Raw genomic sequence first — 22,608 nt, 5'->3', positions numbered from 1 at the left:
AACGGCCCGGTCAGGCCGGGCGCGTGGCGTCGACGTATTGCAAGAACCGATGCACGCGCTGGTTGATGTCGACGAGCCCTTCCTCGGCGAACAGCTTCGGGAAGGTGTCGCGGTCGAAGAGGCGAAGCCCGCTGAGGCTCGCGACCGCCTTCGCGGTGTGACCGAACATGTTGTCGGTGTGGAAGCTGGTACTGATCGCCAACCGGCCGCCGGGCGCGAGCACGCGAATCATCTCGCGCGTCGCCGCGATGGGGTCGGGGATCAAATACAGCGCGCCGAAGCAGCAGACGGCGTCGAAGGTGCCGTCGGCGAAGGGGAGCGTGCGCGCGTCGCCGCGCAGGTACCCGACGCGCGGGCCGGCGTTGTCGACGACGGCTCGCGCCAGCATCGGGGTCGAGTAGTCGACCCCGATCGCATAGCCGTCGTCATTGAGGTGGTTGCTGAGATAGCGTGTGAAATTTCCGGGGCCGCAAGCGATGTCGAGCACGCGCTGGTTTCCGTCGAGGCGCAGTGACGTGACCGCGTCGCGTCGGTCGGTTTCGGTGGTTCGGCCACTGGCCAACCAAAACAGCGACGGTCGCCACGCGTGCTCGTACACCGCCGCTAGCGCGGGCGCGTTCATCGTTTTGCGGGCCAGGTTCATGCGCGCTTGACCTCGATCGTCATGCCCGCGCCGCGCAGACGGTCGGTGAGTGCTTCGCCCATCGCGGCGGCGGGCGTGAGAATGCCTGCGCGCGCGGGTAATTCGTCGAACGCGAGGCTCAGGCCAGCGTGGCCGAGCAGCACGGCGGTCGCCTGGTAACCGGGGTCGCCCTTGCCCGCGAAGGTCGCCTCATACTTCGCGCCCGAGCTGGTGCGGGCGAAGGTGCGCATCTGGAACCAGCCGCTCTTGCGTGCCGCTTCGCTTGGCCCGGTGCCCGGCTTGGGCAGGATGCGATCGAGCAACTTGCGGCCAAGCGACACCCGCGACAGCACCGCGCCCGACGCCATCCCCGCGACGATGCCGCCCGCGACACCGGCCGCGACCAGCGGCGCGGCCTTCGACCGACCAGCGCTCATCACCTCGCGGTAGCGGAACTGCTTGCCGTAAGGCCAGCCGAGCAGGCCGTTCGAGCGACGCACGATCTTGGTGTTGTGCTGGGCCATGATGAAGGTGGTGACCCAGCCGTCGAGGCTCGGATCGATCGATGCCGCCCGCGCGAACGCCTGGTCGGACTGGCGACCGAGGTCGGGCTCAAGCGCGCGGTCGGGGCTCAGCGAGTACGGGTGCGCGAGGATGCGAGCTCGTTTGCCGTCGGCGGCAACGTCTTCCATCATCGCGCGGCCGGAATCGATGGTGCCGCCGCTCATTCCGCCCTTGAGTGAAGCGACGAGCGTGGTGTCTTCAAGCTCGCCGGTGTCGTCGGCGACGGTGGCACGGTAGATCTCGTACACGCTCAGATCCGACGGAATCGAGTCGTAGCCGCAGGAATTCACGATCTTTGCGCCGGTTTCGAGCGCGATGCCCTCGTACCGTTCAACGATGTCGTGAATGAACAACGGTTCGCCGGTGAGGTCGGCGTAATGGGTGCCAGCGGCGGCGCACGCGCCGACAAGCCCACGGCCGTAACGCAGGTACGGGCCGACGGTGGTGACGACAACCTTGGTGCGCGCGGCCATCGCGGCAAGCGACGTGGGGTCCGACGAGTCGGCAACGACAAGTCCCCAGTTCGCGGCGATCGGACCAAGTTCGGCGCGGGTATCGACGAGCTTTTCGATGGTGCGGCCCGCGATCGCGACGCGGGCACCCTCCGGCAGCGCCGTAGTCAGGTATTCAGCGGTGAGCCTGCCGACGAAACCGGTCGCGCCAAACAGAATGAGGTCGAACTCGCGGGAAGACATGGTGGCCTTTCAGTTGGCACGTTTGGTAGCGCGCGACTTGCGTGCGGGTTTACGTGGCTTGCTGGCAAGCCAATCATGGTGAGCCACACCGAGTTCCGTGCGAGGCGGCTCACCGTAGAGCCATTCGCGCGCGATGCCGTGCCAGTTGCTGGTACACCCGAGCTGGCCGAGCATGCCGAAGGTGAGGAAGTCGGCGCGACGGGAGAACAGGTGCTCGGGCGGGAGATTCTGCTGCTTCATTCCGGTGAACTCGCTTGCTCGCGGGTCGACAGCGAGAAGGAAGGCGCCACTTGCCAATTCGGGCGTGATGGTGATCGGTTGGTCGAGCAGGCACCATTCGGATGCTGAAAGTACGTACTCGAGACACTCGTCGGCACCGATCTCGTCGGGCGAATCGAGCACACCTCGATCAATCATCAACTGGCGCAGGTCTTCCGAGCGTTCCTCAGCAGCCGCGCGCAAGCACTGCTTTTCGAATTCGACCATCTTCGGGTCCATGCGATTGAACAGCCCGAAGTCGAGGAAGGTCACGCGTCCGTCGGGCGCGAGCAGCACGTTGCCCGGGTGCGGGTCACCGCAGAACTCGTTGAAGGTGAACAGCGAACCGACGTAAAAGCGGTAGATGATTTCGCCGATGCGGTCGCGTTCGGCTTCGGGCAGCGCGCGCATGGCGTCAAAGCCGATGCCGTCGACGAATTCGCTGACCAGCACCCGCGTATTCGACAGCTCAGGCACCGAATCGGGAACCATGATGAACGGGTGGCCGCGATAAAGGGCGGCGATTTCGGATTGGGTACGTGCCTCGGCGGCGTAGTCGAGTTCGCTTTCCATATTCAGCTTGAGCTCGTCGAGCACCGCGGGCGTGATCCACGGCATCGCCGAAGCGAGCACGCGCCGAAACAGGGTGAGGTTCTTCAGGTCCGCGCGCACCGCGACGTCGACGCCCGGGTACTGCACCTTGACCGCGACCTTGCGCCCGTCGTGCAGGGTGGCCCGATACACCTGACCGATCGATGCCGACGCGATGGCTGCGGGGTCGAATTCGGCGAAAACCTCGCTGATCGGGCAGCCGTACTCGGCTTCCATCACCGCGCGCATCGCGTCGAAGGAAACGGTCGGCGCGGCATTGCGCAGGACGGCAAGCCGCTGCTGGAATCGCTCGCGATGGGCGTCGGGGACCAGATCCAAGTCGAGCACCGACATCATCTGGCCCAGCTTCATCGCGACGCCCTTCATGGTGCCAAGCACCATGACCACCTGTTCGGTGGTGCGGATCATCGATTCCTCAGCCATGCGAGCGCGGACGGCCTCCGACCGACCAGCCATCGACAACCTGGTCTTTTTCGAGCGGATAATCGAGCCCGCTGCGACAGCCCCGAGTTTCGTGCCGCGGGCCAACCGCGAAGTCGGCACGTTCTTTGCCATCGAGGAACCTCCGTTGGTGCCCAACGGTGACGCAAGCCACAGCGTACCGCTCGCCATTAGCGTAGCCAACGGTGACGGCCAACACTGCGCAGGGCGGGCCGTCAGGGCATCGGCGCTGGTCAGAACGGTTCGGTGGGGCCCTTGGGGAGCTTGTGCGTGACCGCGTTGAAGCGCTCGGGTTCGCCGCCGGTGCGGGCGATGCCCTCGATGGCGCTCCACGTGATCATCGTGAGGTAGTCGATGACGGATTCGCGCGGCATTGCCGCATCAGTTGTCGTCCACCAGTGCGTTGCCAGTTGAATGCCGCCGACGATCACGTAACTCCACAGCATCGCGCCGTCGGTGCGGATGTTGTGCGAGCCGCCACGGTCGATCAGGACTGTCGCGACGACCTCGGCGAAGAGACGTTCGAACCCGGCGAGCGAAGACGTGTCGCCGGTGCCGTTGGTCATGATGAAGCGGTAGACCTCAGGGTCGTCGGCAACGGTGCCGACATACTCGGTCATCGCGGCGCGCACCAGCGCGTATTCATCGGCGTCGACGCTGATCGCACCGTAAACCCGAGGCAGCATGGTGGTTTCGATGAACCGTTCCATCGTTGCCTGGACCAGGTCGTTTCGGTCGGCGAAGTAGCGGTAGAGCACGGTTTTCGATACACCGATTTCGGTGGCGATCTCGTCCATGCCGGCACCGGAGCCGCGCACGCGAATGGCGGCTAATGTGCCGTCGACCAACTCTTCGCGCCGGTCGATTTTGTGTTGACGCCAACGCTGCTTGCGGCCGTCAGCGCTGTTATTGCTGCCACGCGCGGAGGCGGCTCGAGCTGGCTTTTCGCCGATCGCGACGAGATCCTCGGTGGACAACGACGACTCCTCAAGTCCGATTTGCTGCGGGGGCGCGGCCTTACTCGCTTCTTAGCTTAGGCGTCGCATATGTGTCGAAGCACGCTATTGGGCGACGTTGCGGCATTTACCACACCTTCGCGCTTACCCGCGCGTAGTCAGCCGTGTCGGATCGAGGTAGCACAATGGGGGCCATGCAGACTGCTCCCGGAGCCCAGGCCACGACGGCCGCCGGTTTCTCGATGATGGTCGACGAGGAAGGCAAACGTCGCGACCTGTTCAAGATGAAGGCCCTCGCGACCAGCTTTTTGCTGGCCGCGACGATTGTGTATCTGCTGTGCCGGTGGCTCGAATCGCGCGGGGGTGGCGGCGAGTGGGTCGGGTACGTGCGTGCGGCGTCGGAGGCGGGCATGGTTGGCGCGCTCGCCGACTGGTTCGCCGTCACCGCGCTGTTCCGGCATCCGCTCGGCCTGCCGATCCCGCATACGGCCATCATTCGCAAGAAAAAAGATCAACTTGGCGAACAGCTTGGCGCGTTCGTCGGGGCTAACTTCCTCGCGCCCGACGTGGTGTCAGCCCGACTTGACGCCGCGCAGATCTCGCTGCGGGTCGGCAGTTGGATGGCCCAGCCGCAGAACGCCGCGCGCGTCGCCCAGGAAAGCGCGACCATCCTGCGCGCGATCGTCGGCACGTTGCGCGATGAAGACGTTGAGCAAGTTATCGACGCGACCATCGTCAAACGCATCGCCGAACCGCTGTGGGGACCGCCGATTGGGCGGGTGCTCGAAGAGCTCATCGCCGACAATCGCCAGCTGCCGCTCATCGACCTGCTTGCTGAGCGCGCGCATCAGTGGGCGCTCGGTTCGCAGGAGACTGTCGATCGCATCGTCGAACGTGACGCGCCGCAGTGGGCACCGAAGTTCGTCAACACCCTGCTCTCGGAACGCATTTACCGCGAACTCGTCGAGTTCACCTGGAAGGTTCGCAGCAACCCCGATCACGAATTGCGCCAAGCGGCAAACAGATTCGCGTTTGAATTCGCTGAAGACCTGCAACACGACCCCGCCCTGATCGCCAAGGCGGAGAAGGTCAAGGCCGAGATCATGGGCCGCGAACAGATCACCGGCATGGCCTCGGCGACGTGGCGCGCGGCCAAGCGACTGATTCTGGAGTCGGCCGACGATCCCAATTCCACGTTGCGGCGCAAGGTCGCTGAGAACGTGCAAAGCCTTGGCGAGCGCTTGCGCGACGACCCGGAGATGCGCGCCAAGGTTGATGGCTGGATCGACCGCGGCGCGCGTTATCTAGTGAGTAACTACAGCGCTGAGATCACTACGCTGGTAACCGATACGGTCGCCCGCTGGGATGCCGACGAGGCGAGTAAGAAGATCGAGTTGCAGGTCGGGCGTGATTTGCAGTTCATCAGGATCAACGGCACTGTCGTCGGTTCGCTTGCGGGCCTGGCGATTTACACGATTTCGCAGCTGTTGTTCCACTGACACTGGGCAGTTGCCCGACAGGTGCTAACAAAAGCGCTTGCAATAGCTAGCACTCGCACCTAGTATTGACCGTACAACCGCCAGAAGGTGAGTGATGAAAGACCAACCCGAAGGTTCGGAGGGTCGTGTAGCGCACGCGGCTCAAGACATCGGAGGTTTCATCAGGGCCCAGCGCGAAGCCGCGCAGGTGTCCCTGCGTCAGCTCGCTGCTCTGGCGGGGGTGAGCAATCCGTACCTGAGCCAAATCGAACGCGGATTGCGCAACCCCTCAGCCGAAGTGCTGACCCAAATCGCCAAGGCGCTGCGGGTTTCTTCGGAAGTGTTGTACGTGCGGGCCGGTTATCTTGAGCAGCGTCCGCACAGCCCGGTCCGCGACGCCTTGTTGGCCGACACCTCGGTGACGGAACGACAAAAACAGGTGTTGCTGGAGATTTACGAGTCGTTTCGTCGGGAAAACGGGGAAACAACCGGCTCAGGGGGGAACGAACGAGACAGCGAAGTTTCGTTCACGACAACTGACACTCCGCCACGCCAGGAGAACGAAAACTTATGACCGAGAAGACCGCAACCGTGACCAAGCCGCTTTTCGCCACCGTTGGTGCGGGCGACGCCATCTACGCTGCCGTGAACGATGTGTTCGCTGACGTGCGTACCCGCGTCACCACCGCCGATGTGCAGGCGCGCGTTGACGAGGCCCGTGGCCGTATCGCCAACGTGCCCGCCGACGTGACGGCTCAGTTCGAGACCCTGCGCGGCCGCATCACCGCGCTGCCGTCCGAGCTGCCCGAGGACCTGGCAGAGCTGCGCGAGAAGCTCACCACCGAAGAGCTGCGCACCCTGGCTGAGAAGTACTTCCAGCAGGCACTCGACATCTACACCGACCTTGCTGCTCGCGGCGAGGAGACCGTCGACCGGCTGCGCGCCACCCCGGCCGTCGAAGAGCGCATCGGTCGCGTTGAGACCCTCTACAAGGATGCGTCGGCCCGTGCCGAAGACGCGATCACCAAGGTCGGTGGCCTGATCGGCCGCGGCAAGGCTGAGGTTGCCGCCGAGGCCGCCACCGTCGCCGAGACCGTCGAAGCCGAGGTTGTCGCGGTCACCGAGGAGACCTCGGCCCCGAAGGCACCCGCCAAGAAGGCTGCCGCCAAGAAGGCGCCCGCGAAGAAGGCCGCGCCCAAGCAGGCGTAATAGCCTCTACTCGCGCAAAAGCGGCCCCGCACACAATCGCGTGTGCGGGGCCGCTTTGTCATTACGATGGACAGCGTGGCTATCGCGTTTGGTATTCAAGCTGCCCTTATGTGGCTGATCTGGCTCGTCGCGCTCGGCATGACGGTCTTCGCGCTGGTTCATGCGGTCCGTCAGCGCCAAGACGCGTTTACCGCGACCGGAAAGTTGAGCAAGCCCGCGTGGCTGGCGATTCTCGCTGGTTCGCTGCTGCTGTTGTTGCTCGCCGCGGGCAGTTTTGGGCTGCTCGCCTTCATCGCCGTCGTCGCGTCGGGCGTCTATCTCGCTGACGTGCGACCGAAGGTCGACGAGATTCAGCGCGGGGGATCTGGCTGGTAATTACCGCGAATTGGCTCTCGCGCGATCCCGGTACACGGTGTTACTGTTTCTCTGAGTAACACAAAGGAGTGTGCCGATGCGCGCAATGTTGCCGACGGCTGTCACCGACCTCGCCCGACGGGCATCGGTGCTGGTAGAGACGACCCTCGCGGCCCATAGGGCCGACCTGCGGACGCGTACCTACGCGACGCCCGCGTTCGACCCGCCTCGGGTTCGCCCGGACGTCATCCCCGTCGTCACTGCCGACGGTGCCCGGCTGCGTGTGCACGCCTACGGCCCGGTCGACGCGCCGGTCGTGGTGTTGATCCACGGCTGGACCTGCTCGATTGAGTACTGGAACGCCCAGATCAACGCCTTCGCCGACGAGTACCGCGTCGTCGCTTACGACACGCGCGGCCACGGCGAAAGCACCGATGGTTATGCCAACCCGAGCACCAACATCCTCGCTGATGATCTTGAAGACGTGCTCAACGCCGTGCTGCTACCCGGCCAGCGCGCGACGCTCGTCGGTCACTCGATGGGCGGCATGACGCTGATCGCGTGGGCTGGTCGCTACCCCGAGCGGGTCGCCGAACACGCCGAAGCGATTGTGCTGACCAACACCGGCGCGCACTCGCTTGTCGAGGTTTCGACGATGGTCCCCGGCCTGAACCGCCCGCTCGCGGTGCTCGGTGGCCGCCAAATTCCTACGCCGGGCTGGCTCGGCAAGGTCATCCTCGGCACGCCGGTTGTCTTCCCGCCGATCGCGCCGGTACGCAAGCTTTTCGCGAGTCAGGTTATGACCGTCGACACCCCGCGCACCAAGCTCGACTACGCGCTTTCGGTGGTTCGTGGCTGTCGGATGATGACGCGTTCGCGCTACGGGCTGCTGCTCACCCGCCTGAGCTTGGGCGACGCCGCCGCCAACTTCTCGGTGCCGACCACCGTCCTCGCTGGCGACCGCGACGACATGACGCCGCCGCTGCACGCCGAGCGCATCGCTGAACTCCTGCGCGGCGTCGGCACGCTCGCCAAGCACAAGGTGCTGCCGACCGGTCACCTTGGCAATGTCGAACGTCACGACCTGTTCAATGCTGAACTGGCCGAGGTGTTGTCGAACGTGTCGGCGGATTCGCGCAAGGGCGAGCTCGTCGGGTAATTGCCTCGATGCCGACCGGCCGGTCCGGACCTGGGATAATGGAACGATGAGTTCCGCCCCAGCCATCGCCGATGATCGTCGTTTCGTGCTGACGCTCGGCTGCCCTGACCGGCCGGGCATCATCGCCCGGATCACCTCGTTCATCGCCGATTTCGGCGGTTCGATCGTGGAGGCCGGCTATCACTCCGACGGTGACATCGGCTGGTTCTTCACACGACAGGCGATCAAGGCGTCGACCGTGCCGTTTGATGCCGATGAGCTGCGTACGCGCTTCGCTGAGGTGGCTGCCGAATTTGGTCCCGAGACCGAATGGGAGCTACATGACTCGGGCGAACCGCGTCGCGTTGTGCTGCTGGTGAGCAAGGACGGGCACTGCCTGCACGACCTGCTCGGTCGCGCGAACTCCGGCGAACTGCCCGCCACGATCGAAGCCGTGATCGGCAATCACCCCGACCTCGCTGGCATCACCGAAGCGCACGGCGTGAAGTTCCACTACGTGCCGTTCCCGAAAGACCCGGCCGAGCGTGGTCCCGCGTTCGAGCAGGTGCGCGAGCTTGTCGACGGGCACGACCCGCACGCGGTTGTCCTCGCCCGCTTCATGCAGGTGTTGCCTGCCGACCTGTGCGAGTACTGGGCTGGCAAGGCCATCAACATTCACCACAGCTTCTTACCTTCGTTTGTTGGCGCGAAGCCGTATCACCAGGCGCACGCGCGCGGCGTGAAACTCATTGGCGCTACCTGTCATTACGTGACCGCCGAACTCGACGCGGGCCCGATCATCGAGCAGGACGTGATTCGCGTCGACCATGCCGACGACGTGCGCGACATGGTGCGCCAGGGTCGCGATATCGAACGTGTTGTGCTTTCGCGTGGACTGCGTTGGCATTTGGAGGGCCGCGTGCTTGTGCACGGCCGTCGCACGGTGGTTTTCGAGTAGCCCTATAGCTCGTAAAACGGAGTGGGATAACGGAATTCGCCGGTGAGCGCGCCGTCGTACGCGGTGAGCGCGCGCACCTGGAAATGCTGTGCCCAGTCGGCGACGTCGGGCGTGATGCCAAGGCGCGAACCGGGGACGAAGCCGAAGCGCGAGTAGTAGGCCGGGTCGCCGACGAGACCGATGATCGGTTGATCGAGGGCGTCGGCAGCGCCGAGGGCGGCGTGTACGAGTGCCGAGCCGATGCCGGATTTCTGATACCCGGGCAGCACACCGAGCGGGCCAAGCGCGAGCACGGGGAACGGGCCGATGCCCGCGCGGGTGAGCGTGACGTGGCCGACGATGCGGTCATACCGCGAAGCGACAAACGACAGCGTTGGCATCCACGCCTCGTCGGCGCGTAGCTTCGCGACAAGATCAACTTCGGGTGGTTCGATGACGGCCGGATCGTCGGCATAATGCGGCGCGAAAGCTTGGCGGTGGATTTCCGCGATAGCGGCGGCGTCTTCTGGTTTTTCGCGACGGATCAGCACGGTCGTACCCTTCAGTCGGCCGAGAACTGCTAGGTGATCAGTGTGGCCGAACGGGGCGACGCAGCGCAACGGTGTTATGCCAGACTCGACGCCATGACGGTTTCGGAACTAACTCGCGCCGACGTTGCCGCGATGATCGACCACACGCTGCTCGCCCCGGAAGCCACGCCCGCGCAGGTCGACGCGTTGATTGCTGAGGCGCGTGCGCTTGGTGTGTACTCGATTTGCATTTCGCCGTCGATGTTGCCGGTGCGCGCGCCCGGATTGGTGATCGCCACCGTCTCCGGGTTCCCGTCAGGTAAACACCACTCGCTCGTCAAGGGGGCTGAAGCGCGACTCGCCGTTCAGCAGGGCGCGCACGAGGTCGACATGGTCATCGATGTCGGTGCCGCTGCCGCTGGCGACTTCAACGCCGTGCTCACCGACGTGATCACCGTCCGCGAAGCGATCGACGACCAGGCCGTACTCAAGGTGATCATCGAATCGGCCGCGCTCGACGACGACGCGATCGTCGGCGCGTGCAAGGCCGCCGAACAGGGCGGCGCGAACTTCGTGAAAACGTCGACCGGGTTCCACCCCGCCGGTGGCGCGAGCGTGCACGCGGTCGAGTTGATGGCCCGCACGGTCGGCGGCCGACTTGGCGTGAAAGCCAGCGGTGGCATTCGCACCGCCGCTGACGCCGCCGCGATGATCGCGGCGGGCGCGACGCGGCTAGGGCTGTCGAAGTCGGCGGCGGTGCTCGACGGGTTTAGTGAATCGGCGGGTTTAGCGAATAGCTAGCACTTGATCTGCTGGTTGCCGCTGAGGTTCTGACCGGCGGGCAGGTCGGTGTGGCCGCCAGCGAGGTCGACCTTGAGGCCGTCGTCGGTGACCTTGATCGAGGTCGGTTTCAGGCCAAGCGGGTAGCTCTGGAAACTGGTCGTGAAGGTGTCGACGATGCTTTGCACCAGGTCGGTTGGGAGACCGAGGCCGAGGAACTGGGCGGACTTGGTTTCGATTTCGACTGTGCCGTTGACGACCTTGGGCTGCACCTCAAGTTGCGCGAGTCCGCCGAGGACGTCCAGCGTCAACAGGCCCGTACTCGCCGAGGACTTCACGCCCGAAACCATGCCGGTGAGCGTCTGCTGAATGCCCGCGTTGTTCCAGGTGACCGTTGCTGTTGAGCTGCCGATCGTCGCACCGTCGGCACCCCGGTTTTTCATCTCGACATCATTGAATTGCGCATGCACATTCATTCCGATTGCCGGGCCGAACTTATTGTCTTCGGAGTCGATCGTCATCGACGACACCTTGCCGTCGACGTAGGAGAGCAGCATCGGTTTTGGGCCGAAGCTAACGTCGATGCGCGAGCCCATGCTCTGCTCGAACCCGTTGCTGATGCAACTCGAAATCTTGTGTCGCGCATAGGCTTCCGTGCCAACAACCGCCGCGACGAGCAGCGCCGCCACCACGCCTAGCGCGATTAGAAGCGTCCGTCGCGAAATCTTGGGATCGCTCGTTGTCTGCGTGCTCATAGCTGCCGATTCTTCACGATCTTTCTGAGTCGGCTCTGAGGGCCTGGCAAAGCGTTGGTAAGCGAAATGTGACCTGGGGCACTTTTGTGGGCGTAGCCTGGAAACCATGACTGGCGAGGTGGCCCGCCGCACGGTCGGCACGGCGGAGCATCGGTGGCGGGTATTACTTCGACTTGCTGGGCGTCATGCCGGGTTCTTTACCACCCGTCAGGTGTTGCGAACCGGCACTGAGCAGCGGGTACGCGCCGCGTTAGGGGATGGCACGGTCACGCGGACCGGGGTTGGCATCATGCGCCTCGCCGATTGGCCGGACGGTCCGCTCGACGAGTACGCGATGTGGGCGGCATGGTTCGACGGGGTCGCTGTGGTTTCGTATCAGAGTGCGGCCGAGCTGCATGGGATTGGGCAGTTGGAGCCACGGTTTCTGCATCTGTCGGTGTCGGCGGGGCGGGTGCCGGTCACGCCTCGGCTGGTGTTGACCAAGCGGAAGCTGGTTTTCGACGATTGGGAGTCGTGCGGCGCGTTTTTGGTGACAACGCCGGTGCGCACGGTGCTCGATTTGGCCGAAAGTGAGATCGCCCAAACATCTTTGGATGAAGTGGTTGCCGACGCGCTGGCGATCGGCCGCTGTGCGAATCACGAAATTCGGTGGGGCGCTGAGGAGTTAACCGAGCGTGGGGCTTCTCGACTGCACCGGGCGTTGGCCGCTTTCTAGCTTCGCGGTTCGACGGTTTCCCACGGGACGGAAAGTACGTTGTCGCGCATCCGACGGCGGTATTCGCGGACGGGAAAGCCATTGTCGCGCAAGGTTTTCGCCGCTTCACGCCACCTGACGCGCGGGCCAAACGGTGCGAGCGGGGCCGCGCGGTCCCATGCTTGATCGGCCGCGGTGAGCAGGGCGTGAATGCGTTCGCCCTCAATGTTGCGGTGGATCAACACTTTTGGCAGTCGCTCGGCGATGTCGGACGGTCGGTCGACGGTGAACGGGTCCCACGCAAGCGTCAGCGAAAGCGGGCGGTGCTTGTCGAGCAGCACCCACGCGCTTCGGCGACCAAGTTCGTCGCAGGTCCCGTCAACGAACAGGCCGCCTGGCGCGAGGTTGCTTTGGATACGCGCCCACGCGTCCGGCACTGCGTCTTCGGGGTACTGACGCAACACGTTGAACGCGCGCACCAAAGTTGGTCGGAGACCGGCCAATTCGAACCCGCCACGCGCGAAACGCACGTTGTCGCGACCTTCGACCACGCGAGCGGGGTCGATTTCCAACCCGACCACCGGCAGGTCAGGCACGACCGTGCGCAACCGCGCCGCGAGTTCGAAGGTGGTCCACGGCGCCGCGCCATACCCGAGGTCGACGACGAGCGGGTTGGGCGCGGTGGTCAGCCGTTCGCGGACCAGCGGGTCGTGCACCAACCAGCGATCGCTGCGACGCAACCGGTTGACGCCGGTTGTGCCGCGCGTGATGGTGCCAACGGGCTTGGGTGCCACTAGGAAGCGGCAGCCGCTGCCTCGTCGAGCCAGCGCAGGGTTTCTTCCTGCTCGGCACGGAACAGGTCGACGAGATTCACCAGCATGAGCTGCTCAAGGCGCGGACCGACCATCGGAATGAACACCTTCGCCGTCGGCGAGAAGCGCATCGTCGTTCCGGTTTCGGTGGGGAAAAGTCGGATCGTGCCGTTGAGGCTGCCGGGACCGGCCGGGATCGACGCCGAGAAACGACCCTCGGTCTCCTCGCCGTTGAACCGACCCCAGCTCTCCTTGCGCGTGATGACCATGTCCTTGCGCATCACGGCCTGGGCAATCTCGGGCAGCATCTCGCGCGGCAGCGTATGCGCGAGCACAACGTCGATGCCGTCGTCGGTGACCTCGTGACTCACCACTTCGTTGTGCGGCGAGTACTTGCGCATTTCGGCGACGCGCGCTTCCCAATAGTCCCGGCTCCGCAGTGCCGCGTACAGCTCCTCAGTGGTGTGCAGCGGGTAGCGAGCTGAGTAATCAAGTCGACGTGCCATGAGGAGAAAAGATACCGGGGCGCCGAAGCTAGTGGGCGTTGAGCCAGTTTTCGGTGAACTTCGCCTCGTTGTCGAGCAGCTCAAGCAGGCGTTCGGAGATGGCCGCTTCGATTTTCTTACCGAACAGCGGAATCTTCACGTCGATCTCGCCCGAGATGGTGCCGGTCGAACCGGTGCCGTCGGCGGCGAGGGTCACGGTGCCGCGCACGGTCGCCGGGGCGCCGTCGACGTGGGCTTCGAACGTGCCGGTGTCGCCGGTGTAGGTCTCGGTGCGCGGAATGACCAGGTCACCGGGGCGAACGGCGGTGATCGCGGGCGGCAACTGGTCGGCGGGAATGGCCTGGACCAGGCTGATGCGGACGTTGTCGCCGTCGACGTGCAGCGAATCAAGGCGGGCGTCGGGGCCGCCAACCTCGGCGATACGGGCCTTCCAATACTGCTCATCGGAGTACGCGGCACGCAGCGCGGCGACCGAATGAGCGTAGTGAGCGGTGAACGCCAGAGGTGTAGCCATGCGCGACACGCTACCGTTTGAAGGCGTGCGAACAACACGGGTGGTGCAATCCGCCGATCAGCTGCGTGACCTCCTCGGCAACACGGGTGCGACGGTCACCGAATCGGTGCCGTTAGCGGAGTTGACGACCCTGCGCGTCGGGGGTCCGGCGCTCGTCGCCGAGTGCGCGTCGACCGAATCGCTCGTCGCGACGGTCACCGCGCTTGACGCGGCTGGTGTGCCGGTCTTGCTTGTGGCAGGCGGGTCGAACCTCCTGATTTCCGACGACGGCTTCGCCGGGGTTGTCGTGCGCATCGCGAACGCCGGGGTTGAGCTGTTGCCCGACGGCGTGCGCGCCGAAGCGGGCGCGGTCTGGGACGACGTTGTCGCCGCGACCGTCGACGCTGGGCTCGGTGGCCTTGAATGCCTGTCGGGCATTCCCGGGTCGGCTGGGGCGACGCCGGTGCAGAACGTCGGCGCGTACGGGGTCGAGGTGGCGTCGGTGTTGCGGCGGGTGCGGTTGCTTGATCGGGCGTCGGGTTCGGTGTCGTGGGTCGAACCTGACGCGCTTGGGCTGGGCTATCGGACGAGCGTGTTGAAGCACAGCTCGGCGGGCGTGGTGTTGGAAGTGGAGTTCGCCCTCGATCCGAGCGGGCAGAGCGCGCCGCTGCGTTACGGCGAACTCGCCAGGTTGCTCGACGCTGGCGACGGCGTTTCGCGCCGAGCCGCTGACGTGCGCGCCGCTGTGCTCGGGCTGCGCGCGGGCAAGGGGATGGTGCTTGACGCGCACGATCACGACACGTGGAGCGCGGGGTCGTTCTTCACCAACCCGGTGGTTTCGGCTGCGGACCTGCCCGAGGTGTTGGGCAAGATCGCGGCCCACGTTGGCGCTGACGTCACGGTGCCCACCTATCCCGCTGTCGATGGGACGAAGCTGTCGGCGGGGTGGTTGATCGAGCGCGCTGGGTTTGTGAAGGGGTTCCCCTCGCCCGACGCGCCTGCCCGGCTGTCGACAAAGCACACGCTCGCGCTGACAAATCGCGGGTCGGCGACCGCTGCCGACGTGGTCGCGCTGGCCCGCGTCGTGCGTGCGGGAGTTTCTGAGCGCTTCGGCGTTGACCTTGAGCCGGAACCGGTGACCGTGGGACTTACCTTGTGAGCCTCTCAGGTTTGCCCGCTACATTCTTCGCTGTGCGCAAACTTCCAGTAATCGTTATCGGCGTGGTCTTGACGCTGCTCGCCGTGGTGACCGGGTGTTCTTCTGGCGAGTCCAGCAAATCCTCGCCCGTTGCCTCGGCGGCGATCACGTTGACGCCCGGTGTCGGTGCGGCTGACGTCGCGCCGACCGCGCCGGTTTCGGTGGTTGTTGCCGACGGGACCATCAACGAGGTCGCGCTCACCAACGCGGTGTCGGGCAAGGCGGTTGCTGGTCAGCTCAATGCCGACCGAACCCAGTATGTGATTAGCGAACCGCTCGGTTACGGCACCTCGTATAAGTGGTCGGGGTCGGCGACGGGACCGGATAAGGTCGCGGTGCCGATTACGGGCGAATTCCGCACACTCGCCCCGAAATCGACTATCCCGGCGACGATCAATATTGGTGACGGCCAGGAAGTTGGTATTGCCGCACCGATTATTCTGAAATTCACCGGTCCGGTCGTAAATAAGGCTGCCGTCGAAAAGGCATTGACCGTCACGACGAATCCGCCGACCGAAGGTTCGTGGGCGTGGTTGCCTGACGACAACGGTTCGCGCGTGCACTGGCGGCCACGTGAGTACTGGCAGCCTGGGACGACCGTGCACGTCGCGGCCAAGCTTTACGGGCTCGACCTGGGCAACGGCAACTTCGGCGACTCCGACGTGACGTCGGACTTCACGATTGGCCGCAGCCAGGTGGTGATCGCGAACGCGCCGAGCCATCGGATGCAGGTGGTGCGCGACGGAGTGACGGTGTTTGATTTCGCCGTTTCTTACGGTGAGGGCAATGAGGCGCGCAATGTCACGCGGTCGGGTGTGCACGTGGTGACCGAGAAATACGAAGACTTCCTGATGTCGAATCCGCCGTATTACACGAATGTGCGTGAACGCTGGGCGGTGCGTATTTCCAACAATGGCGAATTTATTCACGCGAACCCGGAATCGGTCGGGGCGCAGGGCTCGGCCAACGTGACCAACGGCTGCATCAATTTGTCGCCGTCGGATGCCCAGGCGTATTTCCCGACCGCGCTCTATGGCGACCCGGTCGAGGTGACGGGCACGCGGATCGACCTCTCGCAGGCTGATGGCGACATCTACGACTGGGCGATCGATTGGCCGACGTGGCAGTCGATGTCGGCGCTGGCTGGCACGCCGACCGCAGCGGGTGCGCCGCGCTAAGTGACGTGCGTCACCACGGCTTGACCTAAATAAATATTGAGGTTTCAAGGTTAGTGGCATGACTTCCACACTTGAACGACTCCAGATCGCAGTCATCATCGGCAGCACGCGGGACGGTCGTTTCGCGCCAACCGTGTCCGACTGGTTCCTCAACCGGGCACGGTTGCGCGACGACATCGCGCTTGACGTGATCGACGCCGCCGACTTCGTCGCGGGCGACTCCATTGCCGAAAAGCTGGACAGCGCAGATGGATTCATCATCGTGACGCCCGAACTCAACCACAGCTACCCGGGCACGCTGAAGAACCTGATCGACGCGCATTTCGCGGAATGGCAGGCCAAGCCGGTCGGGTTCGTGTCCTACGGCGGAGTGTCGGGCGGCCTGCGCGCGGTCGAGCACCTGCGCGGGGTTTTCGCCGAACTGCACGCCGTGACCGTGCGCGATTCGGTCGCGTTGGCCAACCCTGGGGTCGGTTCGCCGAGGTTGCCGATGCCGCCGACGCGGCTGTCGACGTGCTGCTCGACCGCATCAACTGGTGGGGCGAAGCGCTTCGCGAAGCCCGCGCGACCCGTCCGTACGGGAAGTGATCGACATGGTTACCGTTGCTGCTAAACCTGTTGTCGCACAAGTTAATCCGATGCGGATAGCCCTGGTGCTCGTGATCGGGATGATCATGGCGACGCTCGATCAGACGATCGTCAACGTCGCGATCAACAAGCTTTCCGACGAATTCAACGCGGGACTTGCCACGATCGCGTGGGTCGCGACCGGCTACTCGCTCGCGCTCGGCGCAGTGGTGCCAAGTTCGGCGTGGCTGATGGGGCGCTTTGGCGCGAAGCGGCTGTACTTGGGTGCGGTCGCGGGGTTCGTTGTTGGGTCGGTGCTCGTTGGTTCGGCGTGGAATGTGGAGTCGCTCATCGCGTTTCGCTTCATCCAAGGCGCTGCTGGCGGGTTGTTGATGCCGGTCGCGACGACCATTCTGTTGCGCGCCGCGTCACCGGAAACTCAAGGTCGACTGATGAGCACGCTCGGGCTCGCGATCCTCGTCGGGCCACTGTTCGGGCCCGTGCTCGGCGGCTACTTCATCGACGAAGTGTCGTGGCGGTGGATGTTCTTCCTGAACCTGCCGCTTGGCGCGCTCGTGCTGGTTTTGGTACGCCGGGTTGTGCCTGATGACCAGCCCGAACCGACCAAACCGCTCGACGTCGTTGGGCTTGCGCTGATGTCGCCGGGGCTCGCGCTGGTGATCTATGGCGTCAGCGCGGCGGGGGAGGGTGCCGGGCTCGCGGCGGTCATCGGGCCGGTGGCGGTTGGCGTCGCGTTGATCGGCGCGTTCGTCGTCCGGTCGCTGCGGGTGCCCGCGCCGCTGCTCGACCTGCGGGTGCTCAGCAACCCGACAACGCGCAAAGCGACCGTGCTGCTCGCCCTGTTCGCGACGGGCTACTTCGGGTCAATGCTGTTGCTGCCCTTGTACTTCCAGCTGGTACGCGGGGAGTCCGCGATGGTGGCAGGTGCGCTCGGGATTCCGTTCGCACTCGCATCGGGTGCGACGATGCAGGTCGCGGGACGGCTCATCGACCGCGTCGCGCCAGGTCGGTACCTGCCGTTCTCGATCGCGGTCGCGCTCACCGGGTTCGTCGCGTTTGTTGTCGAGGTGAACCTAGGTGCGCCGGTGTGGGTGCTGATGCTCACCATGCTGGCGATGGGCGCGGGTGGCGGCGGCACGATGATGCCGGTGATCACCACCGCGACGCGCGGGCTGAGTCGTCCGCAGCAACCCGCTGGGTCGACGTTGCTGAACATGGTGAGCACCAGCTCAATGGCCATCGGCACCGCGCTGACGTCGGTGATCCTGAGCGCGCAACTACCAGCGGGCGCGAGCTTGCAGGCGTTGCACGCGATGGATCAGGTGGCGCGGGCCAACCTCGCGCCCGCGCTCGGGTCGGCCTTCGCGCACACCTACCTGCTGGCTCCGGTGTTGATCGGGCTCGCGTTGATCCCGGCCTTACTGCTTCCTCGGAAGCGTTAGTTAGGACTTAGCAGGCTCTGCTTCGGCCGAGCGGTCGGTGCTGATGGCATCGACCTGCTCGGTCGTCAGGCCCTGCTGCTTGGCGAGCAGGTCGCGGATCTCGATGAGCAGTTCGGTCTCGGTCGGCTCGGCGGCCTTGGTGGTGCCGAAGCGGTTCTTGAGCGACTTCATCGGCAGCATCAGCACGAAGTACAGCACCGCGGCGACCATGAAGAAGTCGACGAACGCGGTGATGATCGGGCCAACGGCGATGAAGGTCGCGGGCTTGTCGGCGACGAGCTGAATACCGAGGCCGAGCTCGTTGGTCGAGCCGAACACCGCGAGCAGCGGGTTGATCAGGCCCTTGCTGAAGGACGTGACGACCGCGGTGAAGGCGGTACCCATGACCACCGCGACGGCAAGGTCGATGACATTCCCCCGCATGAGGAAGTCTTTGAAGCCGTCGAGGACCGACTTGATACTGCGCATGCTAAACACCCCTGAGCTACTGGCTATTGACAAACAACCTGATCGTAGCGAGGTTTCGATTTAGCAGCGAATTGTCAGCTATCAATGAGAGCTGGCTAACGATTAGGTGCATATCAACGGTAAGGGCGCTAGCTGGTTGCCGCGACTCGGCGAGAGGGATTAGCGGCGTGCGAATGCTCCGGGGCCCGCCTGGTCGCGCGGCTTCACGACGATCGTGTCGAGGTTCACGTGCGGCGGGCGGGACGCGGCGAAGCCGACGATTTCGGCGATGTCCTGGGCATACAGCGGGTCGATGCCCTCGTACACCTTCGCCGCGCGCTCAGCGTCGCCGTCGAAGCGGACCAGCGAGAACTCGGTTTCCACCGCGCCCGGCGCGATCTCGGTGAGGCGCACCGGCTGACCGAGCAGTTCGTCGCGCAACGTGCGATGGAGAACGCCCTGGGCGTGCTTGGCCGAGGTGTAGCCCGCGCCGTTCGGGTAGGCCAGGAGGGCGGCGATAGAGGTGATGGTGACGATGAGTCCGTCGCCCGACGCGATCAGCTTCGGCAGCAGCGCCTTGGTGATACGCAGGGTGCCAAGCACGTTGGTTTCCCACATCCACCGCCAGTCGTCGAGGTCAGCGTCGGCGACCGACGCAAGCCCCTTCGCCCCGCCCGCGTTGTTGACCAGCACATCTACTTGCTCCACGGCGTCGGTGAACGCGCGCACACTGTCTTCGTCGGTGACGTCGAGCGAAAGCGCGGTGCCACCGATCTCGTTGGCAAGCGCCTGCACGCGGTCGAATCGACGCGCGCCCACGTAGACGTGGTAGCCCTGCTTAGCGAGTTCCCGTGCGGTTGCTTCGCCGATACCCGAGCTGGCTCCGGTGACGACGGCAGTGCGAATCGTGCTCATAAGCGGCCATCCTATTGGCCGATTTCGGCGGTTGCCATGACTGCGCTCACGCTGCGCGATAGTGCGTTCTAGCCTGTCGGGATGGCTATTCGTGATGCTGTCAGTGCCGAGGGCAACCGCATTGTTTACCGAGTCGACGGTCCCGCCGACGCGACACCGCTGGTGTTGCTGCACGGGTGGTCGGGGAATTTGCGCTGCTGGGGCGCTGCGGCCGACGACCTCGCCGCGCGGTATCGGGTGATCGCCGTCGATCTGCGCGGGCACGGTTACTCCGATGACCCGGGCACCGGATACGACGACCCGAAGGCGTGGGCGGCCGACATCGCGGCTGTGCTTGCCGCCGAAGGTATTTCGTCGGGTGCGGTGTTGCTCGGTTGGTCGTACGGCGGGATCGTCGCGACCGATTACCTAGCCACCTACGGCACCGATGCGGTCGCTGGCGTTATCTACTGTGGCGCGCCAGCCCACATCGGCCGAGGCGTGCCGGGCGCGGAAACCGGGCCGGCGATGGAGAAGGCGATCCCGGGCGTGTTCGAGGAGTCAGCGGGGCGCGCGATGCGCGGGTTCGCGGCGTTCGGCAACGCCAACGTTGGCACGGGCACCGACAAGGGCGTCGACGCGCAGCGCCTCTTCGGCGGCAGCTTGTCGACGCCACCGTCGGTACGGAAGGCGCTGTTCTACCGGACCGTCGACAACACCGAAACCCTTCGCTCCCTTGATATTCCAGTGCTGGTGCTGCATGGCAGCGAGGATCCTGTTGTCCCGTTGAGCGCGGGCACCTACATCGCCGAAACGGCACCGGAAGCGACGTTGTCGGTATTCGAAGGTGCCCAACACGGCCTGTTCATCGAGGACCGTCCGCGCTTTGTGTCGGAAGTGTCGGATTTCATCGACGGGTTGACGAAGTAGGTCACTTGCCCAGGCGCCCAAGCTCGTCGTACCACTGTCTCGTTTGTGGATCATAAGTGCGCCCTTCGTGATCAGTGCCGACGTAGTCGTCGTGAAAGCGTTCGGGAATGGAGGCGGGATCTGCGGGCGGCGTTGTGTGCCACCGTGCCCGTGCTTCGTCGAACATGCGGCGTTCGGCAGCACGCTCCTCGTCGCTGAGTGGCTGGAGGCTCGCTTCCTCGGCGGTCTGGAATATCTTTCCAAAAGCTTCTTCCGACATCTGTCCAGTTTCTAGAGGCGATGAATCACGACATCGACTTCAGTAGAGTCGCGCTGATTCGATTCACCTCGGCACACACATCACCCGGCGGTTGCTGGCCCTGCGGTATGTACGGGATGGCGGCTCGAAACAGCACCATTCCGTACGTTCTGTCGACACCGACATAGCAGCGGAGCCGGTTGCTCGGGTCGAGCTTGTCGCGGTATCCCACGCCCTCGACACCATCAACCGAAACCCGCCCCTTCGCCCAGTAGCCTTCGTATTTCGCATCATTGCCGAACTCTGTGGTGTTGACGGGCCCAGTGAAAACCGCGACGTTGAACCATCCCGCCGTCGTCTGCCAGGTGCACCCCTTCCACTCTTTGAACTCAATGCCGACCGGCCCCGTGATCCGATCGGTGGAGACGAATCCGGCGGCGGCGAGATCGGCCTCGGTCATCGCGCAGGGATCCGGCAAGCGATCGGCTTCCGCTGCCGCTGGTGTGCTCGGCGATCCGATGTCCGTGCGGTCGTCGCTGCCGCAGGCAGTCACGATTGTCGTGAGGATCGCTCCGACAAGTATCGGGACCATCGTTTTCTTACATGTACCGATCAACTTCAGCGCCATATTCACCTGTCGAACCCGGCTTCAAAGCGAGGGTGCGCGACGATTGTCGCTTGGTGTGGGACTGCCAGATTCGTGCAGCGAACGAAGGTATCGGCTGCCTTGAGCAGCAGGGACGCCAATAGAACAAAAGGACTTGAAATGACAATCAGGAATCCGATGAATGCAACAACATCGGTAGTGCCACCACTATAGTCGATTATCCTTCTCGTTATGTCCGCCAGAACAGCTAACATAATCAGGATCGCCACACCGCGTTGAACGCGACTCCGCAGTCGGCACCTTATGCAAACGGGCCAGTCTGCCCAAAGTAGCGCTCGCGTCCCGGTTTCGCCACGCTGCTTTGTCGCGATCGCACGGACGAGATCAGTAGCTACTCGCGTCGGTGTTGACTGCTCATAGCCGTCTCCTTGGAATTCGATGGGGCGTGCGCAGGTGGTGACCGATGGGCGACCATGTTGTGCACAGACATTGGGCAGCGCGACCGACGGCCTCAGTGAATACCTGTCGTGCCACCTTTGCGGATCCCTGGCCCACTTTCGCTCAAGTACGTTTTCGGTGACATTCCGAAGATGGAGCTCAATTGTCACTGGTACGTGGTTGTTTGAACGGTGACGAACCGGCCGACCTGATACCTTCTTGCGAATCACTGGGGAAATGCCCGTGCAAAGGTCGAGGCGATTGATCTACTTTCCTCGCAAACTGATCGGTCGGCCGTGGGCGAACCTATAAACCGTATATCAAAGGTTCCATCGGACGCGGCGACACTGGTCGTGCAAAGGTTGGGCGACATTCTGGCCGCGTAGGTGACCGCTTGTCGCCCGGCGATCGGTTCCACACTCGCGATGTTGTAGGTGTCGACGTCCTTAGCGACTGACGCCACGGTCGAGTTTGTAGAGAGAACGGTAGCCTGACCAACGAGCTTCGACCCGCCGTCGGCTGTCTGGCGACGGTTAAACGAGCAGCCGATACTTATGAGCAAGCTGGTCACGGTCTCCGATGCCCGTTCCCTACTCGTCGGGTCTAATCCCGCTGCTGTGAGCAGATCGTCCCCGATCACCAGGCACGGATCAATTTTCACCTGCCGTTCTTGGCCAGACTGGTCGGCCGCGGGCGCTGGCGGTGCGATTATGCTGACGGGCGTTGATGAAACACCAGATGTGGCGCTTTCGGCTGGTGATGTCGGGGAGTTGCCGCAGCCGGAGATGGCGGCTACACAGACTACCGTCGACAC

At 64.2% G+C, this 22,608-nt stretch carries 26 protein-coding genes and 1 pseudogene; 13 read left to right on the top strand and 14 right to left on the bottom strand.

The features are described 5' to 3' along the window. Positions 1-10: 10 nt before the first annotated feature. From IEX78_RS11655 to IEX78_RS11640, 4 genes are all read right to left on the bottom strand, one after another. Complete coding sequence (locus IEX78_RS11655) at positions 11-643, bottom strand: class I SAM-dependent methyltransferase (RefSeq protein ID WP_188828912.1); 633 nt, start codon at positions 641-643, stop codon at positions 11-13. Next, positions 640-1,881, bottom strand: coding sequence for a saccharopine dehydrogenase family protein (locus IEX78_RS11650; RefSeq protein ID WP_188828911.1), 1,242 nt, complete (start codon positions 1,879-1,881; stop codon positions 640-642). The genes IEX78_RS11655 and IEX78_RS11650 overlap by 4 nt, the downstream gene beginning before the upstream one ends. Positions 1,882-1,890: 9 nt before the next feature. Further along, a complete protein-coding gene (locus IEX78_RS11645; RefSeq protein ID WP_188828910.1) occupies positions 1,891-3,306 on the bottom strand; it encodes an ABC1 kinase family protein in 1,416 nt (471 codons plus the stop codon). Positions 3,307-3,425: 119 nt separating this feature from the next. Beyond that, on the bottom strand, positions 3,426-4,145 hold the full coding sequence (locus IEX78_RS11640; RefSeq protein WP_188829535.1) for a TetR/AcrR family transcriptional regulator: 720 nt from the start codon (positions 4,143-4,145) through the stop codon (positions 3,426-3,428). 197 nt (positions 4,146-4,342) lie between these two features. Between IEX78_RS11640 and IEX78_RS11635 the strand changes: the two genes are divergently transcribed. The 6 genes from IEX78_RS11635 to purU all read left to right on the top strand — a co-directional run bounded on the left by IEX78_RS11635 (position 4,343) and on the right by purU (position 9,285). Beyond that, the gene (locus IEX78_RS11635; protein ID WP_229683891.1) at positions 4,343-5,647 is read left to right on the top strand and encodes a DUF445 domain-containing protein; all 1,305 of its coding nucleotides are present in this window, start codon (positions 4,343-4,345) and stop codon (positions 5,645-5,647) included. A gap of 94 nt (positions 5,648-5,741) precedes the next feature. Continuing rightward, positions 5,742-6,200, top strand: coding sequence for a helix-turn-helix domain-containing protein (locus tag IEX78_RS11630; RefSeq protein WP_188828908.1), 459 nt, complete (start codon positions 5,742-5,744; stop codon positions 6,198-6,200). Then, entirely contained in the window at positions 6,197-6,835 is a 639-nt protein-coding gene (locus IEX78_RS11625; RefSeq protein WP_188828907.1) for a heparin-binding hemagglutinin, read from the top strand. Before IEX78_RS11630 ends, IEX78_RS11625 begins: the two co-directional genes overlap by 4 nt. Positions 6,836-6,901: 66 nt before the next feature. Beyond that, entirely contained in the window at positions 6,902-7,210 is a 309-nt protein-coding gene (locus IEX78_RS11620) for a DUF2516 family protein (RefSeq protein WP_188828906.1), read from the top strand. A gap of 76 nt (positions 7,211-7,286) precedes the next feature. Then, positions 7,287-8,348, top strand: coding sequence for an alpha/beta fold hydrolase (locus tag IEX78_RS11615; RefSeq protein ID WP_188828905.1), 1,062 nt, complete (start codon positions 7,287-7,289; stop codon positions 8,346-8,348). Positions 8,349-8,394: 46 nt separating this feature from the next. Beyond that, positions 8,395-9,285, top strand: coding sequence for a formyltetrahydrofolate deformylase (gene purU, locus IEX78_RS11610; RefSeq protein ID WP_188828904.1), 891 nt, complete (start codon positions 8,395-8,397; stop codon positions 9,283-9,285). Positions 9,286-9,287: 2 nt separating this feature from the next. Here the strand turns inward: purU and IEX78_RS11605 are convergent, their stop codons facing one another. Then, positions 9,288-9,815 (bottom strand): GNAT family N-acetyltransferase, encoded by a 528-nt coding sequence (locus tag IEX78_RS11605; RefSeq protein WP_188828903.1) that lies wholly within the window; start codon positions 9,813-9,815, stop codon positions 9,288-9,290. A gap of 93 nt (positions 9,816-9,908) precedes the next feature. On the opposite strand from IEX78_RS11605, the gene deoC reads away from it, so the two are divergent. Beyond that, a complete protein-coding gene (deoC, locus tag IEX78_RS11600; protein WP_188828902.1) occupies positions 9,909-10,595 on the top strand; it encodes a deoxyribose-phosphate aldolase in 687 nt (228 codons plus the stop codon). Here the strand turns inward: deoC and IEX78_RS11595 are convergent. Further along, positions 10,592-11,329, bottom strand: coding sequence for an LmeA family phospholipid-binding protein (locus IEX78_RS11595; RefSeq protein WP_188828901.1), 738 nt, complete (start codon positions 11,327-11,329; stop codon positions 10,592-10,594). The two genes, deoC and IEX78_RS11595, sit on opposite strands and share 4 nt — an antisense overlap. A 106-nt stretch (positions 11,330-11,435) precedes the next feature. Here IEX78_RS11595 and IEX78_RS11590 point away from each other — a divergent pair, with 106 nt between their 5' ends. Next, the gene (locus IEX78_RS11590) at positions 11,436-12,044 is read left to right on the top strand and encodes a type IV toxin-antitoxin system AbiEi family antitoxin (RefSeq protein ID WP_188828900.1); all 609 of its coding nucleotides are present in this window, start codon (positions 11,436-11,438) and stop codon (positions 12,042-12,044) included. On the opposite strand, the gene IEX78_RS11585 is transcribed toward IEX78_RS11590, so the two are convergent. Genes IEX78_RS11585 through IEX78_RS11575 form a run of 3 tightly spaced genes read right to left on the bottom strand, consistent with a single transcriptional unit; the run spans position 12,041 to position 13,855 of the window. After that, entirely contained in the window at positions 12,041-12,817 is a 777-nt protein-coding gene (locus IEX78_RS11585; RefSeq protein ID WP_188828899.1) for a class I SAM-dependent methyltransferase, read from the bottom strand. The genes IEX78_RS11590 and IEX78_RS11585 overlap by 4 nt on opposite strands. Next, positions 12,817-13,341 carry a DUF2505 domain-containing protein gene (locus IEX78_RS11580; protein ID WP_188828898.1) on the bottom strand — a complete coding sequence of 175 codons (525 nt, stop codon included), beginning with the start codon at positions 13,339-13,341 and terminating at the stop codon, positions 12,817-12,819. The genes IEX78_RS11585 and IEX78_RS11580 overlap by 1 nt, the downstream gene beginning before the upstream one ends. 28 nt (positions 13,342-13,369) lie before the next feature. Continuing rightward, positions 13,370-13,855 carry a DUF2505 domain-containing protein gene (locus IEX78_RS11575; protein WP_188828897.1) on the bottom strand — a complete coding sequence of 162 codons (486 nt, stop codon included), beginning with the start codon at positions 13,853-13,855 and terminating at the stop codon, positions 13,370-13,372. Between IEX78_RS11575 and IEX78_RS11570 the strand changes: the two genes are divergently transcribed. The 4 genes and pseudogenes from IEX78_RS11570 to IEX78_RS11555 all read left to right on the top strand — a co-directional run bounded on the left by IEX78_RS11570 (position 13,854) and on the right by IEX78_RS11555 (position 18,240). Further along, the gene (locus IEX78_RS11570; protein ID WP_188828896.1) at positions 13,854-14,993 is read left to right on the top strand and encodes a UDP-N-acetylmuramate dehydrogenase; all 1,140 of its coding nucleotides are present in this window, start codon (positions 13,854-13,856) and stop codon (positions 14,991-14,993) included. The genes IEX78_RS11575 and IEX78_RS11570 overlap by 2 nt on opposite strands. Positions 14,994-15,025: 32 nt before the next feature. Continuing rightward, positions 15,026-16,210: a L,D-transpeptidase gene (locus tag IEX78_RS11565; protein ID WP_229683889.1), complete on the top strand. Its 1,185-nt coding sequence runs from the start codon at positions 15,026-15,028 to the stop codon at positions 16,208-16,210. A 58-nt stretch (positions 16,211-16,268) separates the two neighbouring features. Beyond that, positions 16,269-16,798 (top strand): annotated as a pseudogene (locus IEX78_RS11560) (NADPH-dependent FMN reductase). 50 nt (positions 16,799-16,848) lie between these two features. Continuing rightward, entirely contained in the window at positions 16,849-18,240 is a 1,392-nt protein-coding gene (locus IEX78_RS11555; protein ID WP_229683887.1) for a DHA2 family efflux MFS transporter permease subunit, read from the top strand. Here the strand turns inward: IEX78_RS11555 and mscL are convergent, their stop codons facing one another. Continuing rightward, positions 18,241-18,708, bottom strand: a complete 468-nt coding sequence (gene mscL / locus IEX78_RS11550) for a large conductance mechanosensitive channel protein MscL (RefSeq protein WP_188828893.1) — start codon at positions 18,706-18,708, stop codon at positions 18,241-18,243. Between the two features lie 159 nt (positions 18,709-18,867). Beyond that, positions 18,868-19,602, bottom strand: coding sequence for an SDR family NAD(P)-dependent oxidoreductase (locus tag IEX78_RS11545; protein WP_188828892.1), 735 nt, complete (start codon positions 19,600-19,602; stop codon positions 18,868-18,870). Positions 19,603-19,683: 81 nt separating this feature from the next. On the opposite strand from IEX78_RS11545, the gene IEX78_RS11540 reads away from it, so the two are divergent. Then, positions 19,684-20,511: an alpha/beta fold hydrolase gene (locus IEX78_RS11540; protein ID WP_188828891.1), complete on the top strand. Its 828-nt coding sequence runs from the start codon at positions 19,684-19,686 to the stop codon at positions 20,509-20,511. 1 nt (position 20,512) lies between these two features. Here IEX78_RS11540 and IEX78_RS11535 read toward each other — a convergent pair whose 3' ends face one another. The 3 genes from IEX78_RS11535 to IEX78_RS24730 all read right to left on the bottom strand — a co-directional run bounded on the left by IEX78_RS11535 (position 20,513) and on the right by IEX78_RS24730 (position 22,608). Then, positions 20,513-20,770 carry a hypothetical protein gene (locus tag IEX78_RS11535; protein ID WP_188828890.1) on the bottom strand — a complete coding sequence of 86 codons (258 nt, stop codon included), beginning with the start codon at positions 20,768-20,770 and terminating at the stop codon, positions 20,513-20,515. Between the two features lie 25 nt (positions 20,771-20,795). Beyond that, the gene (locus IEX78_RS11530) at positions 20,796-21,377 is read right to left on the bottom strand and encodes a DUF3558 family protein (RefSeq protein WP_229683998.1); all 582 of its coding nucleotides are present in this window, start codon (positions 21,375-21,377) and stop codon (positions 20,796-20,798) included. Between the two features lie 643 nt (positions 21,378-22,020). Beyond that, positions 22,021-22,608, bottom strand: a complete 588-nt coding sequence (locus tag IEX78_RS24730) for a DUF3558 family protein (protein ID WP_188828888.1) — start codon at positions 22,606-22,608, stop codon at positions 22,021-22,023.

Origin of the sequence: Nocardia camponoti (assembly GCF_014646135.1) — a bacterium.
GTDB classification, from domain to species: domain Bacteria; phylum Actinomycetota; class Actinomycetes; order Mycobacteriales; family Mycobacteriaceae; genus Nocardia; species Nocardia camponoti.
This window is presented reverse-complemented; position numbering and strand designations above follow the sequence as displayed.